Source organism: Dysgonomonas sp. Shenzhen-Wh21, assembly GCF_043392705.1.
GTDB lineage: Bacteria > Bacteroidota > Bacteroidia > Bacteroidales > Dysgonomonadaceae > Dysgonomonas.
Map to the genome: position 1 here is coordinate 1 of NZ_JAIXHZ010000207.1, position 17,295 is coordinate 17,295.

A 17,295-nucleotide genomic window follows, 5' to 3' on the forward strand; every position below is an offset into this window, starting at 1 on the left:
CTGTGTTTATACACATTGGGGATGTGAAGGCCGGTGAACACCAACCCGAACGGCTCAGGTCGGATGACGATAAGCCATTTGCGAAATTACCCGAAGCCGGGTTCAACTCTCTATAACTACCGCAATCTTCGCGCCAAGGGGTGTAAGCGATCAGGCGAGAGCCATTCATAAATATCTCATTAAGCTTCGGATTAAATTCGTCTCCTCCACCCCAGCCGCCATGGCCTGTAGATATATAACGAATATAAGCATCTTTGAGATCCACATCTGTTTTGAAGTTCACAGTCAGAGAATCGTTACGGAACAATCCGTCAGGATAAGCCTGTCCAGCCATCTCCATTATATTTGTAGTTGTAAACAGAGGATATACTTCTTTCTCTGCCCGCTTTTCGTTTGGATAATACTTAATCTTCAAAGAAACATTATGTCCGTTTTTTGCATAATTTCCGATCCATGCACCTACCCACACTTCATTTTTCAGATACTTGGCATAGTCTGTAATTTCTTGTTTAAACACTACAGAATCGGGCCAGTTATATTCAGCTACCTCAATATGGTTATATCCTTTTACTCCGAATGAAGTATAAAAACGCATCAACTCGAGAGGCGGCAAATAATCCTCTGTAGCAACCATTCCCTCATACGATTTCCCATGTTTATCAGTATACTGAGGTAATGCCTCTCTTCCTTTTAGCAATCCATCCATAAATGATTGCTTCTTATCGGTAGGCACGATAAAGACGCTACCCGTACGGTCATAAGCGTCCCCTTCAGAGTGTTGAGCTAGCTCAGCAAAAATAGAATAGCTAGTATTATCGGCAGGAAGTTTTACTTTTTTCAAGACGATAGAACCATTGGCAAATTGCATTATTTCTGTATCGTTCAACTGCTCCGGCTTAGGAATATCCCTAAAGTATATACTCTGATTATTAAATACGTCGGCTACAATAACCTGGCTTTGCTGTATACGGTAATTATAGGCAGGGGCAGTCAACTTATCACCTTTAAGAACAGGTTTTACATTCACAATCTCTTTTAGCAAATCAATCTTTATTGCTTTTTCTTCGTATTGTCCGTTTCTTAGTACTTTGAGTACTACCCCATCCGGCAAACCAACACCGGGTTGCATAGATCCTTTGACTCCTAATTGAGTTGTATACCATATTTCTATCGTATTAGAATTAATAACTGTTTTCGCCTTTTTGCAGAGGTAGCCGGCAATAGTTTCTGTTTCGGGTAAAAATTCCAGTTTATCATTTAATATAAATGATCGCGTTGTATAAAACTCATCACCATTTGCCAATTTTGCGGTTTTTGTTTCTTCATTTGTTGCATAATCAAGATAGGTGTATTGTAACGGAGTACCCTCTTGCACTTCGGCATATTTACGACTTATTAGAACATCAGTTCCGCATATCTCTACGATGGTATTTGATCCTTCGTAGGCTTTACCATTCATACTTGTCTGGTAGGTGATACGCACTGTTTTAAAATCTTTCTTAGGTTGAGCATTCATTACAAATGCGAGAAGTAATAATTGGAATAAAAATAGGTTCCTTTTCATAAAATATATTTTAGATAAAAGAGTTTTTAGGTCAACGGACAAAGATAAAGATAATCGCGGATTGATTAAAAAACATTCAAATATTTAACGACCATTCTTTAGACATTCCCTTAAAAAGCACAAAACAAATAAACAATTCCATTTTTCTTCGTATTTTTGCCAGCCAAAGATGCTTTGAGACTAAATCATCGAAGCTTAATTACATACTAAAATATATTTCTATGAACAACGAGAAAGGACTGGACTTTAAATCCACGATTTCAACCGAAGACAAAAAACTGTTCATCGAAACCTACGGCTGTCAAATGAATGTAGCAGACAGCGAGGTTGTTGCATCCGTAATGCAAATGGATGGTTATACCATGACAGATAAGCTGGAAGAAGCCGATGCTGTTTTTGTAAATACATGCTCGATACGTGACAACGCCGAGCAAAGAGTTATTCAACGTCTCGACTATTTCAACGCCCTCAAGAGAAAGAAGAAGCCAAATATGATTATTGGTGTTCTGGGTTGTATGGCCGAACGAGTAAAAGAAGAGCTACACGACAAGCATCATGTAGATGTTGTAGTAGGCCCCGATGCCTACCTCGACCTGCCTAATCTGGTAGGAGCTGCCGAAAATGGCAACAAAGCAATCAATGTTCAACTATCCAAAACCGAAACGTATAAAGACGTAATCCCTCTACGCATCGGAGGAAACCACATTTCGGGCTTTATATCCATCATGCGAGGATGTGATAAGGTGTGTTCTTATTGTATAGTGCCTTATACAAGAGGTCGTGAACGAAGCCGTTCGCCACAGAGTATCCTTAACGAATTGGAAAATCTGCGAGACAAAGGATTTAAAGAAGCCACATTGTTGGGACAGAATGTCAATTCATACCGCTTTACAAACGAAGACGGCAGCATTGTAGATTTCCCCGCACTATTGGAAATGACAGCGAAGGCTGCACCTAAAATGCGGATCCGATTTACGACTTCTTATCCGACAGATATGACAGATGAAACTCTGGAGGTAATCGCAAAATATGATAACCTGTGTAAGTTTATCCACCTACCTGTACAATCGGGAAGCAGCAAGATGTTAAACGTAATGAAGAGAAAATATGATAGAGAGTGGTATCTGAACCGTATTGAAGCGATTAAACGCATCATACCGGGATGCGGCATATCTACTGATATCATGTGCGGTTTTCACTCCGAAACGGAAGAAGATCAGCAAGAGACACTATCACTGATGCGTGAGGTATGTTTCGACTCGGCATTTATGTTCAAGTATTCGGAACGTCCGGGAACATACGCTTCAAAAAAATTAGAAGACGATATACCTGAAGATGTTAAAATAAAACGTTTACAGGAAATTATAGATTTGCAAAACGAATGCTCTCTTGAAAGCAACAAGCGAGATGTAGGCAAAGTATTTGAAGTACTTGTTGAAGGATTCTCTAAACGGTCGAGGGAACAGCTTTTCGGACGAACATCCCAAAACAAAGTTGTTATTTTTGACAAAGGAAACCATCGCATAGGAGACTTCGTGACCGTAAAAGTAACAGGGAATACTTCGGCTACACTATTCGGTGAAGCAATATAACAATCGGGCTAATAGTTATTTTTACTGAAAAATATTTTCGATATTTCAAAAAATAGCTATATTAGCTGTCCTTTTAGGGAAAGCAAGAAGATTATTAGCGGTTTAGCCCGTATTTTAGTGATCAATCCAATTTATAATAAAGTGTTGAGTTGATGAAATTTATTGATACTCTCACACGTTATTATATTAATGTAGAATTAATTTATAAAATAAATAATTATGAATAAAACAGGTTCGAACTTATTGTTCTTGGCTATAGGTGCTGCGCTAGGTGCAGCTGTTGGCTATGTTGCTGCTTCTGACAAAAAGGAAGAATGGCTGAAAGATATAAACAGCCTGGTAGACAAAGTAAAAGGAAATGTAAGAAACGCAGCCGGCAGAGGCAAACATAAACTGGAAGAATTAAGAGACGATGTTGAATAACTCCGAAGAAGAAAAAAGCTTAGGAATCTTAATTGAAGAAATTAAATTAGATTTATTAAGCTATATCAACAGACGTATCCGTTTGTTTAAACTGGATAGTTTTGAGAAGATAGGTTTATCTGCCTCCGGTCTGGGATATGGCTTAATAATAATAGCTATTGTAGCTGTTATTTTATTCTTCGGGCTTATTGGTATGGCTTTTTTTCTTGGAGAATTATTCAACAGCTTGGCTGTAGGCTTTGGAATCATGACTCTGTTTTCATTGTTTGTTTTATTGCTTGTAGTTCTTTTTCGGAAAAAGATACAACAATCGATATTACAGAATACTATAAGATTTATGCGTAAAATAGATACAAATGATGAAGAATAGATTGACACCATTAGAAGAACTGCGTCAAGAAAAAGAATTAGTAAGGCTTGAATGCAAGGAAGGTGAAGAACGTCTATCCGAACATTGGGCGTATCTATCAGACAATGCAGGTTCATTGATTTTTCAAAGTACAATAAACTCTGTACTGAGCGTATTTGGTTTTGGAGGATCATCCAAAAGTAAAAAGCGACAAGACGAAACCTCAACTTCAAGCAGTCTGCTTAGCGGATTAACCGCTTACTACCCTGTAATATGGGAAATTGTGCAGCCAATAATATGGCGGTTTGTAATAAAGAAACTCAAATCGATCTTCTCGGGAAAGAAAAAAAAGGAGAAGGATAAAGATAACGACTAAAATAAAAACAAGAAAGGAAATTCACCTTTCTTGTTTTTGTTTTTAGACTATTATTGGATATCAAATTATTTATTTACTTTTGATAATCAGTTAATTTAACCTTCGCACTATGGAAAGACGTAAATTCTTTAAGTCATTAGTTATTGGTGGTCTGGGTGCAACAGTTTCTCCGATTCTTAAAGCTGCCCCAACCCTCACCTCAACAGATGTAAAGCCTGAGACAAATATAAAAGATGCGTTATCTATCCCTAGAACCAGATCTTCTATGCCGGGTAAATATCCGGGTAAAGTAGTCAGAGTCAATCATAGTTTAGCTATTGTTGAAGGAAAGCCTTCTGAAGAAACCGTTTTTGAGATGCTGAAAGAATCGATGCTGAAACTTACGGGAGAAAGCGATCTCAACAAGGCTTGGCTACAATTTGTCGGCAAGGATGACGTAATAGGTCTAAAGGTTAATCCTGTAGCGGGAAAACTATTGACAACTTCGCATGCCGTTACACAAGCCGTAATAAAACAACTGGAAGAAGCAGGCATATCCCGTAGCAATATGGTAATATGGGACAGGCGCGAAATGCAACTGCATGAAACAGGCTATACAGAAGAAAATTATCCCGGCATAACCATCACCGGTACTGAGTGTGAAGATGCTTCGGGCAGTTACTACAATAGCGAAGGTAAACTATACAGCGAAGAGCGCATCGATAAAGTTCATTATTTCTATGCTGATGTAGAAGGCGAATATGACGCTTATACCATGCCTTTCATGGTAAATGGAGGAAAATATTCTTATTTTACGAAAATCTGCACTCAAAAGGTAACAAAAATCATCAATCTGCCTGTATTGAAAAACGCAGGATCATCAGTTACACTTTGTATGAAGAACCTTGCGTTTGGTTCTATTTCAAATACCGCAAGGCTCCACAAGGATTTGTGGCACGAAACTTCTGCCTATGTATGTGCCTTCCCGCCACTGCGAGACAAAGTTGTTTTGAATATTGTAGACGGGTTGATAGGTTGTTTCGAAGGAGGACCTGCAGCAAATCCTCAATTTATATGCAATTACAATACTATTCTGGTGGGAACCGACCCTGTTGCCGTTGACCGCATAGGACATGACATTGTGATAGCAAAAAGGATAGAAGAAGGTATTCAATCCGAAGATAAACCGGCTGCTCTCAAATTCATGCATCTGGCAGAGGAACTAAAGCTCGGAGTGGCAGATAAGAATAAAATAGACCTAACAGAAGTAAATCTAGCCTAGATGAAATATTTTTTCTTAACATTTTTATCATTGCTACCTCTATTGGGAGTAGGGCAAACGTTGTCGGATATCACGATCGAAAAGGAACGTACCTTTGTAGGGACAGGTCTATATGGTTTTATGAATGGAGGTTCCGACTTATATCTCGAATATGGATTCGAAAAACTAACAACGAGAGATATAAAATACAAGGAGGAGAAATATACAATAGATATTTATGAAATGTCGTCTCCCGAAAATGCTTTTGGGATATATTCCTTACATACATTCAAATGTATGAGAGCTGATACCCTTCGTTTTTTCAATTGCTTATCTGCGTACCAATATCAGGCAGCAATCGGCAATAAATATGTTTCAATCGTTTTTCAGTCCGGCTCGAACAAAGCTAAAAGGAATGCCGATGAGCTTCTGTATCTGTATGTGAATACACTCAACATGAAAAGAATATCTTTACCATTAGAAATGAGGAAAGAGATTCCTTATTCATCGTCTATAAAATACTTAAAAGGGAATCTGTCTATATCGAATGCTCAACCATCACTTTTGAAATGGATAGAAGGCATATCTTTCTCTGATATATGGCTCGCTTCGAAAAGCAATACAGCACTTATTTATCCGACTGATGATAAAAATATGGCGAAGCTAATAGAAAGAGTTCCAAAAGAAAATATACTAAAAATAGAAGATAAGTACGTTTATTTAAAATGTCCGAATAAAGAGGATAGCAACGACACAGGTGTATTCGGTTTTTAAAATCACAAAAACCACAAAACTTTATCTATATAGAAAGGGTTTATAATCTGGATATAGAGAAAGTGACAGATAAAAACAGCGTAAAAAGTGTTACTTTTGTTACTTTTTCATCAAAACCTGTTCTATGACAACGACAGATACAAATGAGATAAGACATAAAATGAATATATATGGCAGAGAAGGGAAGCCATTCTTCTTTGCTATTAATTTTGAACAAACAAAAGGTTTATTTATCGATAATCCTTTGCTGCAAACTGATGTTTTATTTCAATTCTGCGGAAAGGGCAATGCTACTGAGAAAGAGACAATAAAAAAAGTATCTTCATTCAATTACATTCCTATCCCCTATTCTGAGTATAAGGAAAAATTTGATATTGTACATAAAGGATTAAAAGAAGGATACTCTTATTTGACCAACCTCACAATAAAAACACCTGTTTCTTCTGATCTTACACTCGAAGAGGTTTTCTTTCAAAGTAAAGCTTCCTACAAAGTGCTATATCCGAGTAAGTTTGTATGTTTTTCGCCCGAACGGTTCGTCAAAATAGCGGGAAAGACAATCTCAACCAATCCCATGAAGGGAACTATAGATGCAAACATCCCTGACGCCGAACAGATAATACTGAATGACTATAAAGAAACAGCAGAACATAATACAATAGTGGACCTTCTCCGCAACGACCTCAGCATTATAGCTGATAATGTAAGGGTAAACAGATTCAGATATATCGATCGTATCAGGACAAACAAAAATGATATTTTACAGGTCAGCTCAGAGATAACAGGCATCTTGCGTGATGAGGATTATCTTAATTATGGGGATATTATCTTTGGAATGCTTCCTGCCGGTTCTATTTCGGGTGCACCGAAAGACGCGACAAGAAAAATTATACAAGAAGCCGAAAGTGAGCCACGGGGATATTATACAGGAGTATGCGGATATTATGATGGGTACGAATTGGATTCGGCTGTTATAATACGTTATATAGAAAATGACGATAACCAATATTATTTTCGAAGTGGAGGTGGTATAACAGCCTATAGCAATTGTGAAGAGGAATATAAAGAGGTTTTAGAAAAAATTTATCTACCAATTGTATGAAGCAGTCATTCTCTGAAGTAATAAAAATTTGTAATGGTAAGATTTTCAATCTTCCTGCACATATAGCAAGAATGAACTTTACGTTACAGTCTTTTTTCGGTTCTACGATTCCATTTAGTTTGAAGGATGAAGATATTCCTTTAGAATTCCGAGAAGGATTGGTTAAATGCCGTATTGTATACTCTCTCGAGAATCTGGAGATAGAATATTCTCATTATAAATTCAGAGAAATAAACAGTTTAAAGATCATTCATGATAACTCAATCGATTATTCTTTCAAGTATGCAGATAGAACAGCCTTTGAAAAATTGATGATGCAGAAAGAAAAGTGTGATGATATACTCGTTGTCAAAAATGGATTTGTGACCGATACGTCATTTACGAATGTAGTATTCGAAAGTGATAAAGGCTTATTTACTCCCTCTACATACCTGCTACCGGGGATAAAAAGACAAACCCTTTTAAAAGAAAGAGTTATTAAAGAAAAAGTAATTCGGATCGAGGATATTGAAGACTATAGAAAACTCTACTTAATAAACGCAATGATGGGTATTACAGATAATATCAGCATACCCATATCAAGGTTAAAGATAGATAGCCTGTAAATTACTTCAGAGTCAAATCTGCATCAATAACAGTTTGTACCCTATTCTTTGTAGAATCGGTATTTATAGCCGTAATATTACCTTTACAGTTTGTAAAATATACATAATTCCCCATGTCATAGAAACGATAGACTTTACAACCATCATGTTCGAACAGATATGACACCTCATACGTCTTATTATTCTGAGAAGGGGCTTCTACTAAGGGGCGACCAGAATAGCAAGATTGAAAACTAAACGCAAGTATCAAACCAAATAGACTTAGTAATGCTTTCATAATATTTCTATATTAAGTTAATCTTCTTTCTTCGGATACTTCTTTCCTGCAAATATATCATATTTACGGAACTCGCATTGTAAAGAGCCATTTACCAGTTGTATTTTCTTGGAAGGCTTCAATCCTATTTTGTCAAAACACTCTTTCTTATAGCTCAGTATCCATGCCGAATAGCCCATAAATACATGCTTCAACCGTTCGCCTATATTTTCATACAAGCCGAACAAATCTTCAGGCTTTATTCTTTCACCATAAGGAGGATTCGTGACCAGAACAGCATTTTCGGATGGAGCCTCTGTATAGTTCTCAAAAGGCATCACTTTCAGATCAATACATTTTTCCAATCCGGCATTCTTTACATTCTTCGCAGCAATAGCAATAGCCTCGGAGGAGATATCCGAACCATATATCTTATGTTTAAACTCCCGCTCACCTGAGTCATCGTTATAGATCGTTTCAAACAAGTCTGCATTGAAGTTTTTCCACTTCTCAAAAGCAAAATTCGGACGATAGATTCCCGGTGGCACATTCATGGCTATCATCGCAGCTTCTATCAGCAGAGTACCCGAACCACACATTGGATCTATAAAATCAGATTCTCCGCGCCAACCTGTTTTAAGTATCATTCCCGCAGCCAGTACCTCGTTCAAAGGAGCTTCAGTTTGAGCAACACGGTAGCCTCTCTTGTGTAAAGACTCTCCCGAACTATCGAACGAAAGGGTACACTTATCATGAGCTATATGAAAGTTAATTAACAAGTCGGGATTTTCTACATTTACCGAAGGACGTTTTTCCGTCCTCTGCATAAAATAGTCGGCAATAGCATCCTTTACGCGATATGCGACAAATTTGGAGTGTGTAAAGTAGTCCGAAAAGGTTATGGCGTCTATAGCAAAAGTACTATCCTCTGTAAGATGTTCAAACCAGTTCATGGCTTTTACCTTCTTGTATATATCATCAGTCGTCTTTGCTTTAAACTCATAGACAGGACGAAGTATACGAAGAGCAGTCCGGCACTGTATGTTAGCCTTATACATTAAAGCAAGGTCACCTTCGAAGGAAACCATGCGCTTGCCTATCTCGAGATTGTTTGCACCTAAGCCTATTAATTCTTCGGCCAACACATCTTCTAGTCCCGCCATTGTTTTGGCGATCATTTTAAACTCTCTTTTTATCATCCTTTATAATTTCAACTTCTTAGATTTTCCTTTCGACTCGTTATGGAAAGCATCTACAGCCGTTACAACATATTTATATTCTTTAGCTCCTCCTTCATAAGGGAGTACTATACTTTTCTGCCTTGTGATAGAAACAATATTCTGAGCATTCTCCAAGTTTTCCTTTTCTCCTTTTGCAAAACGATAAACAACATAATATTGAGCTGTCTCCGGATCATATTTATCAGACTTTGCATCCCATTGCAATGTATGAGTAGTTGCCGTAAAAGACTCTTTCATGTTACTCACCTTTTTGGGTTGTTTGTTGTACATGTGCGTATATGCAGGGATAAGAGCGGGATATTTGTGATAATTAGATTGCAAACGGCTAGCTATTCCCTTATAGTTGTCCAATAGTTCATAAGCAGGCCAGAAACAATTTCCATGCACTGTGGTAAAACTGCGAGACAAAAGCATTTTTTCCGCCAACTGATTGTCTCCCGAAGGCTGAGTTGTAGCATCCATTGTTCTCTTTATATCCTGACCAATATAGAGAGGTTGTCCGAAATTATTATTCGCCCACCATTCTATCAGTGTCTTATAGTCTGCAGCAGTATGTCCTATCTCCCAATATATTTGAGGCATATTATAATCTATCCAGCCATTTTTCACCCATAGCTTAACATCAGCATATAAATCGTCATAGTTTTGCAATCCACTGGTATTACTTCCCGAACCATCCGAAGTACTTCTCTTATTCCTATATATTCCAAAAGGGCTGATACCAAATCTCACCCATGGCTTTGTAGTCTGTATGGTATGCTTCACATCTTGTATCAACAGATTCACATTGTTGCGACGCCAGTCTGCTCGCTGATTCTGAGAGAAACCTTGCGGTCTACCATATGTATTGAAGCTGTTATCATCAGGGAAAGATTGCCCTGCAACAGGATAAGGGTAGAAATAATCGTCCATGTGAATAGCATCCACATCATAGCGCATGACTATATCCTTAACTACATCACAAATAAATTGTCGGTTGGCAGGAATACCCGGATCAAAATATATCTTGTTGTCATATTTCACAAAACGTTCAGGATGTTTATGATAAATATGATTTTTGGAAAACACATCGCTAGTTCCTGACGATACCCGGTAAGGATTCAACCAAGCGTGCAATTCCATATTTCGCTTATGACACTCATCTACAAGAAAGACCAAAGGATCGAAGCCTCCATCGGGAGCTTTTCCTTGTATCCCTGTAAGAAAAGCACTCCAAGGTTCAAGATCTGATTTGTAAAAAGCATCGGCATACGGACGAGCCTGAAATATAACAGCGTTGATGCCATCAGCCTGCATTTGATCTAATATATTTGTAAAGTATGCTTTCATCTGAGATGAATTCATAGTCTTATATCTCGATTGCCAAGCAGTACTCAACCATGCACCCCTAAACTCCCTTTTGGGATGGGATATATCGGAGAATTTCACACGTTGTTTCTGAGAACCGCAAGATGATAATAAAATTATAGCAATTGTTAGTATAGAAAAAAGAAGGGCTTTGTTCTTGTACATTGTAACATTATTTAATTATGCATCTGCAAAAATAGGAATAATAACTAGAATAAATACTTTACTTTTGTCTATATCAAACGAAATTACAGTGAAATATCTATTATTTTATGTGCTTCTTTTTATTTCATCCTGTTCTATTGCCAAGGAGCCGTTAAGAATCGGAGTAATTACAGATACCCACTATCTGTCGGAACAATTGATGGATGAAGGGCAAGCTTTAAATGATTATATTGCTTCCAGTGGTAAGAATATCAAGTATGTACCACAGGTTCTGGATCAGGTGCTAAATGAGTATCTTAACAGTGATATACAAATACTACTTATTTGCGGCGATATTACCAAAGACGGAGAAAAGTTAAGCCATCTTGACTTCCTAAAAAAGCTAAAACCCCTACAAGATAAGGGAGTCAAAATATATGTTATCCCCGGCAACCATGATGTTAATATGCCAAATGCCTCGGAATATAAGGGAGACAAAAAGTTACCTGTAGCAAACATTTCTCCCGATGACTTTGCGTCGATCTACAAAGACTGTGGCTATAGTAATGCGCTGACAAGAGATGATAATTCATTAAGTTATGTAGCTTCTCTCGATGATCAAACATGGTTTATCGCGATAGACGCAGCCAGATATAAAGAGTATACAACCAACAGCATAACAGCCGGAAAAATCTCTCCCTATACAGAAAAATGGATACTTGAGATTTTAAGAGAAGCCAAACAAAAGAATAAGCAAGTGATAGGTATGATGCACTGGGGCTTTGCAGAGCATATCATGTATCAGTCTTCATTCTTCAAAGACTACCTCGTAGAGGATTACCTAAGATTAGCAAACCTGTTTGCAGACAATGGTGTAAAAGCTATCTTCACCGGGCACTTTCACTCGAATGACATCACAGCCTTTACTTCCGACAAAGGCAATGTGATATATGATATAGAAACCGGGACTTTATCAGCCTATCCATTCTCTTATCGTTTTGTGGAACTGGATGCTAACGGCATGAAGATAAAGACTGAAAATGTAACATCAATCCCCGGCAACTCCAATCTGGCTGAAGAGGATAAACAGCGAATGCTTAAATTATCTACAGCCCTTGCCAAAGGTAAGATCAACAAACTAGGATATAATCTTTCGGAAGAAACATACGGTCTCTTTGCTGATATAATAGGACAAATATTTATCAAACATGCTTATGGAGACGAAAAGGTTGACAAATCCTTAAAAGAGTATCTTGAAAAACTATCTGAAGCAACGGATATCCCTATGAATACAAACGAGATAGTGTTGGATTTTCCTCCTGAAGACAATAACCTGTATATTAAGTTTTAGAAATGTTAGAACTATCATTATACCCTGACCTAGTAGAAGCAGGATGTGACGAAGCCGGAAGAGGCTGTCTGGCGGGAGCTGTATTTGCAGCGGCTGTTATATTACCCAAAGGCTTTATCTGTGAAAAGCTGAACGACTCAAAACAGCTGACCGAAAAAGAAAGGTATGCACTACGTCCTCTTATAGAAGAGCAAGCTCTGGCTTGGGCTATAGGCATTGTAGATCAGAAAGAAATAGATGAGATCAACATACTGAATGCTTCGTTTCTTGCCATGCAACGAGCTGTGGCAAGCCTAAAGACACGTCCGCAACATTTATTAATTGACGGTAATCGCTTCCGCAAATACGAAGATATACCACATACGTGTGTTGTAAAAGGAGATGGCAAGCTATTGCCTATTGCTGCGGCATCGGTATTAGCTAAAACATACAGAGACGACTACATGCTCAATTTACATAGAGAGCATCCGCTATATGATTGGGATCACAACAAAGGCTATCCGACAAAAAAGCATCGTGAGGCAATAGTCAAATATGGTGTCACACCTTATCACAGGCTAACATTCAATTTAACCGACAAGCAGTTGAAGTTAGACTTCTGATTATTAAGGCTTAGATATCTTAATGCCTACTTTCTCAATACCATTCAAGGTCTGATCTCGCATGCCGTGTTCTATTTTGATGCGGTAGTTTCGTTTTTCCTTAAAGGAGATCTCTCCGAATGGAAGAGAAGATTGATACAATGTGCCAAACCCTGATCCCTGCCATTTTCCAAGTTTATCAGCCAATAAGAATTCTTTAGAAGTATCAACGAATACAGAGTCAGCATCAATATTTGACTGAACAAAAAACCAGATATTCTGATAACGATAACTCACGCTATTGGTAACCTCTATTGTAAGATTATAAGGTCTATTCAGTTCGAAAAGCGTAGAATCTATATCAAACACAAGCGTATCGTTTTGTGCCCATGCCTCATCCTTTAGTTCATGAAAATGATAGTATATCTCCTGCTTGTCACAGGAGATATTTATAAGTGTTAGCAACATAACACATAGCGCAAAAAAAACTTTATGCTTCAGGCTTCTTCTGTTCCGAGTTTCCATTGCGGTTCGATCTGTTTCTGTTGTGTCTGTTTTTATTTTTATTCCGATTCGGGTTTGGATTCGAATTGGGATTCGGATTGGGGTTACCCTGAGAATTGGCTTCAGCTTGTTGTTGCGACCTATTATTATTTCCTCCCTGAACTTTATTTATTTGAGGCTTACTATTCGACTGACTATTAGCTTGCTGCGTATTTACCGGTCTAGGATTTTCCCCTTTATTGTTTTTTACAAACTTCTTTTTCTTATTATTGCGGTTATTGCCATTGCCATTATCATCAAAGCGATTGATATTTTCTTGCAATATATCATGTGAAGTCGGTTTCTCGGTTTGCTCTTGAGACTCCATAGCCAGATGCAGAGGTCTGTCTCCTCGCTTATTCATCCTTATCACATCAAAAACCCTGTCTTTAGGTAAAGAGATAAGGTTCGCCGCAAAATTCTTATCTGTGGAATAGGTCATTGTCCCCGAAAGTATGTCCGTCTTGAAATGATAATAAGACGAATCTTTTGTCTCAAGAATCACTTCGCGGGATGGCAATTTTCGTTGAGCCTCTACGTAAGTATCTACTTCAAAATTCAGACAACATTTGAGCTTACCGCATTGCCCCGCCAATTTCTGAGGATTGAGTGGAATATCTTGCAATCGAGCGGCTGATGTAGACACCGAGATAAAGTTAGACATCGAACTGGAACAACAAAGTTCTCGCCCACAAGGGCCAATGCCACCCACTCTACCGGCTTCCTGACGTGCTCCGATCTGCTTCATTTCTATTTTCACACGAAACTCGGAAGCATATACTTTTATCAATTGGCGAAAGTCGACACGCTCGTCTGCTATATAATAAAAAATAGCCTTGTTCCCATCTCCTTGATATTCGACATCACTGATCTTCATCGCAAGATTAAGTTCTTCGGCTATCTCTCTCGAACGAAGCATTGTTTTATGCTCTTTCGATTTAGCGTCTTCCCATTTCTCAATATCGTTTTGTTTAGCTATACGATAAATGCGCTTAGTCTCTCCACGATAGTTATTCTTTAGCATTTGAAGTTTCACCAGTTTACCGGTAAGCGTTACTTCTCCAATATCGTGTCCCGGTGTGGCTTCTACTGCAACGATATCTCCTCTGAATAGTTCTATATTATTGCTGTTGAGATAATAGCCTTTACGTGTATTTTTAAATTGAACCTCAACCATCTGCGACTCACCCGGTATCTCCGGAAGATCTTCAAGCCAATTGTAAACTTCCAGTTTATTAGTTCCGCTGCAACATCCGCCTTTCTTTGACTGGCAACCGCCCCCCGATTGGCAACCACAGCCGCCTCCCGACTGACAGCCGCAACCTCCACCAGATTGACAACCACACGTTTTAGTTACCGCCTGCTTCTGCGATTCGCTAGTAGCGACTGTAACAAGTGCCTTTCGGTTTGCCCTGGCACAAGTACACCCTATCGGGGTTTTGCAAGTGCCCTGACAGTCCATGGCAGGATTAAATGTATTTTGATTTGAATCCATTGTTATTCATTTTAATTAATTAAGACAAAGCCCCTTTTCTAGCTTTGTGGGTTTATATTTATTGTTTAATCAGCATTGTTATTTTCAGACAAAGATCGAAAAACACCATCTTAGCGTTTACATTTTGTTCTATATGTCTTTCTGCCAGAGCCAGTTCATCCATAAAACCTACAATATTACGTTCATTGATAAACGGCGCAAAGCGTATTCCAAAATTAGCCTCATCTTGAGCCAAATAGGTAATTTCGGGCTGATGCAAGTTACTTACAAAATATTCGCGAACCATGCGCTGACTATATATCAGGAAGCTTTTTTGATTCTCCCGTCCTATTGCTGCCAATTCATTACCGATAGTCTTTATTTCCTTTATGTTACGAGCATAAGAAGCTCTCATCATCTGCACAAACAGATTGAAAAAAAACTTATGTTCTTCGTTCAGGCTGATCGTTTCCACAGCCTTCAGGTAACTACCTTTCGATAAATGTGCAACAGTAGTTGCATCATCAGACAAGATATTATATTCAGATTCGAGAGCCTGCACAATATCACATTCGGCTACACCATGAACATTAATACGCTGGCAACGAGACTGAATAGTTGTTATAATATTATCCGGTGTATCGGACACAAGCAGAAATATAGTATTATCTGTCGGTTCTTCTATTATCTTCAGCAACTTGTTTGCACAAGACTCATGCATCTTTTCGGGAAGCCAGATAATCATTATTTTATATTTAGCCTCATATATACGAAGGCTCAACTTACGCAGGATCTCCTCGCTTTCCTTCGCATAAATAAGCCCTTGAGAATTCTCAGCATCTATATGATCTAACCACTGGGTAAGGTTAAAATAATAGTTGTGTTGCTTTACAAATTCTCTCCAATCGGCTATATAATCATCACAAACCTCTTTTTTCTTCGCTGCTTTCTTTACGATAGGGAAAACAAAGTGAAGATCGGGATGAGTCAAATGAGCATATTTAACACAAGATGCACATTTTCCGCACGAATCGTTATTCGTCGGATTTTCACAGTTCAGATATTGGGCGTAAGCCAACGCTAAAGGGAATTTACCGACTCCCTCAGGTCCGCAAAAAAGCTGAGCATGGGGAATAAACCCCTTCCTTGCCGATGTGACAAGCCTCTCTTTTACTTCACTCTGCCCTACAATATCTTTAAAAAACATTCTTTTTCAGTTATCTGTCACACATCAAAAGTAACAAACCTTTAGAAACATAAAAAATTAATATTCAAATATTTATTTTCAAAAGGTGACAAAAGTGACAGAATAAACGTCTATTTTGTTGTTACTTTATTGTTACCTTTTTTATAAGAACTCTCTTATATAAAGATAAATTCTAATAAATCTCTTTAGCAATACGTCTTACACTCTCCGTTGCAAGCAAAGAATAAAAGTGTATACTAGGAACTCCATATTCAATAAGCTCCTTAGACTGCTTAATACCCCACTCTATTCCAACTTCTTTTGCGTCGTCATCGGTCTTACATTTTCTTAGTTCAACGGCTAACTCCTCGGGTATGCTCGAACGGAATATTCTTGGCAATACTTCCAGCTGGCTCATCAAAACAATAGGCTTCACACCCGGTATGATAGGCTGCGTAATTCCTGCTTCTCTACACTTTTCTACAAATGAGAAATATTTCTGATTATCAAAAAACATTTGAGTGACAAAATATTCTGCACCATTGTCTGCTTTTTGCTTCATATAGAAAATATCGGATTCTGCGCTGACCGCATCTTCATGAACCTCAGGATAACATGCCATCCCGTAAGAAAAAGGAGTTGCATTTTTTTCGAATAAACTTCCATCTGCTGCAATACCTTCATTGAAGTTATTCACCTGTAGTTGAAGATCTGTAGCATATTCGTTCCGGTTAGGATATATCTGTTCAGGTGCAAGTCGTTTTGTATCGCCTCTAAGCAGTAGAAGGTTTTGCACATGCAAGAAGTTGAGATCGATAAGCGCATATTCAGTTTCCTCCTGAGAGAACCCTTTGCATATCATGTGCGGAACAGCTGTCACATTGTATTTGTGCTGAATAGAAGCCGCAATAGCCACAGAACCGGGACGCTTGCGTATATTCACCCTTTTTACTGTACCATCGGGCATTTGCTGATCGAGGTACTCGCTATGGTGAGTTGTTATATTTATATACTGAGGATCAAACTCAATTAGCTTATCTATTATATTATATACTTTCTCTACATTGTTCCCCTTCAACGGAGGAAGAATTTCGAAAGAGAAAGCCGTTTTATCACTTTTATTGATTAATTCTGTAATAGTCATATT

General features: G+C 38.2%; 17 protein-coding genes and 1 pseudogene. 10 read left to right on the plus strand and 8 right to left on the minus strand.

Annotation, left to right across the window (positions count from 1 at the left end; translation table 11 throughout):
• Positions 1-1,564, minus strand: a 1,564-nt coding sequence (locus LDB17_RS13915) for a PNGase F N-terminal domain-containing protein (RefSeq protein WP_393925097.1), incomplete at its 3' end; no start/stop codon positions are given.
• A gap of 221 nt (positions 1,565-1,785) precedes the next feature.
• Here LDB17_RS13915 and miaB point away from each other — a divergent pair.
• The 8 genes from miaB (at position 1,786) to LDB17_RS13955 (ending at position 8,025) form a co-directional block, all read left to right on the plus strand.
• The gene (gene miaB, locus LDB17_RS13920; RefSeq protein ID WP_252638298.1) at positions 1,786-3,156 is read left to right on the plus strand and encodes a tRNA (N6-isopentenyl adenosine(37)-C2)-methylthiotransferase MiaB; all 1,371 of its coding nucleotides are present in this window, start codon (positions 1,786-1,788) and stop codon (positions 3,154-3,156) included.
• A 219-nt stretch (positions 3,157-3,375) separates the two neighbouring features.
• Entirely contained in the window at positions 3,376-3,579 is a 204-nt protein-coding gene (locus tag LDB17_RS13925; protein WP_006844524.1) for a hypothetical protein, read from the plus strand.
• Positions 3,569-3,949, plus strand: coding sequence for a phage holin family protein (locus LDB17_RS13930; RefSeq protein WP_135103434.1), 381 nt, complete (start codon positions 3,569-3,571; stop codon positions 3,947-3,949). The genes LDB17_RS13925 and LDB17_RS13930 overlap by 11 nt, the downstream gene beginning before the upstream one ends.
• Positions 3,936-4,304 (plus strand): hypothetical protein, encoded by a 369-nt coding sequence (locus tag LDB17_RS13935; RefSeq protein ID WP_252638299.1) that lies wholly within the window; start codon positions 3,936-3,938, stop codon positions 4,302-4,304. The genes LDB17_RS13930 and LDB17_RS13935 overlap by 14 nt, the downstream gene beginning before the upstream one ends.
• Before the next feature lie 109 nt (positions 4,305-4,413).
• A complete protein-coding gene (locus LDB17_RS13940; protein WP_252638300.1) occupies positions 4,414-5,565 on the plus strand; it encodes a DUF362 domain-containing protein in 1,152 nt (383 codons plus the stop codon).
• Positions 5,566-6,318, plus strand: a complete 753-nt coding sequence (locus LDB17_RS13945; RefSeq protein ID WP_252638301.1) for a DUF6599 family protein — start codon at positions 5,566-5,568, stop codon at positions 6,316-6,318. It abuts the gene before it with no gap.
• A gap of 124 nt (positions 6,319-6,442) precedes the next feature.
• Positions 6,443-7,420, plus strand: coding sequence for an aminodeoxychorismate synthase component I (locus LDB17_RS13950; RefSeq protein ID WP_252638302.1), 978 nt, complete (start codon positions 6,443-6,445; stop codon positions 7,418-7,420).
• A gap of 71 nt (positions 7,421-7,491) precedes the next feature.
• Entirely contained in the window at positions 7,492-8,025 is a 534-nt protein-coding gene (locus LDB17_RS13955; RefSeq protein WP_393925098.1) for an aminotransferase class IV, read from the plus strand.
• Position 8,026: 1 nt separating this feature from the next.
• On the opposite strand, the gene LDB17_RS13960 is transcribed toward LDB17_RS13955, so the two are convergent.
• The 3 genes and pseudogenes from LDB17_RS13960 to LDB17_RS13970 all read right to left on the minus strand — a co-directional run bounded on the left by LDB17_RS13960 (position 8,027) and on the right by LDB17_RS13970 (position 11,034).
• On the minus strand, positions 8,027-8,302 hold the full coding sequence (locus tag LDB17_RS13960; RefSeq protein WP_252638304.1) for a DUF4884 domain-containing protein: 276 nt from the start codon (positions 8,300-8,302) through the stop codon (positions 8,027-8,029).
• A 44-nt stretch (positions 8,303-8,346) separates the two neighbouring features.
• Positions 8,347-9,459 (minus strand): annotated as a pseudogene (locus LDB17_RS13965) (class I SAM-dependent RNA methyltransferase); the annotation flags it as partial.
• A gap of 24 nt (positions 9,460-9,483) precedes the next feature.
• Positions 9,484-11,034 carry a glycoside hydrolase family 10 protein gene (locus LDB17_RS13970; protein WP_252638306.1) on the minus strand — a complete coding sequence of 517 codons (1,551 nt, stop codon included), beginning with the start codon at positions 11,032-11,034 and terminating at the stop codon, positions 9,484-9,486.
• An 88-nt stretch (positions 11,035-11,122) separates the two neighbouring features.
• Here LDB17_RS13970 and LDB17_RS13975 point away from each other — a divergent pair, with 88 nt between their 5' ends.
• Together LDB17_RS13975 and LDB17_RS13980 are read left to right on the plus strand one after the other, a co-directional pair.
• Positions 11,123-12,364: a metallophosphoesterase gene (locus tag LDB17_RS13975; RefSeq protein ID WP_252638307.1), complete on the plus strand. Its 1,242-nt coding sequence runs from the start codon at positions 11,123-11,125 to the stop codon at positions 12,362-12,364.
• Positions 12,365-12,366: 2 nt separating this feature from the next.
• Positions 12,367-12,966 (plus strand): ribonuclease HII, encoded by a 600-nt coding sequence (locus LDB17_RS13980; protein ID WP_252638308.1) that lies wholly within the window; start codon positions 12,367-12,369, stop codon positions 12,964-12,966.
• 3 nt (positions 12,967-12,969) lie between these two features.
• Here LDB17_RS13980 and LDB17_RS13985 read toward each other — a convergent pair whose 3' ends face one another.
• From LDB17_RS13985 to LDB17_RS14000, 4 genes are all read right to left on the minus strand, one after another.
• Positions 12,970-13,470, minus strand: coding sequence for a gliding motility lipoprotein GldH (locus tag LDB17_RS13985; RefSeq protein WP_289781695.1), 501 nt, complete (start codon positions 13,468-13,470; stop codon positions 12,970-12,972).
• Positions 13,436-14,983 carry a regulatory iron-sulfur-containing complex subunit RicT gene (locus LDB17_RS13990; RefSeq protein ID WP_252638310.1) on the minus strand — a complete coding sequence of 516 codons (1,548 nt, stop codon included), beginning with the start codon at positions 14,981-14,983 and terminating at the stop codon, positions 13,436-13,438. The genes LDB17_RS13985 and LDB17_RS13990 overlap by 35 nt, the downstream gene beginning before the upstream one ends.
• A gap of 58 nt (positions 14,984-15,041) precedes the next feature.
• Complete coding sequence (holB, locus tag LDB17_RS13995) at positions 15,042-16,169, minus strand: DNA polymerase III subunit delta' (protein WP_252638311.1); 1,128 nt, start codon at positions 16,167-16,169, stop codon at positions 15,042-15,044.
• Between the two features lie 172 nt (positions 16,170-16,341).
• The gene (locus tag LDB17_RS14000; protein WP_135103415.1) at positions 16,342-17,292 is read right to left on the minus strand and encodes a methylenetetrahydrofolate reductase; all 951 of its coding nucleotides are present in this window, start codon (positions 17,290-17,292) and stop codon (positions 16,342-16,344) included.
• Between the last annotated feature and the right edge of the window lie 3 nt (positions 17,293-17,295).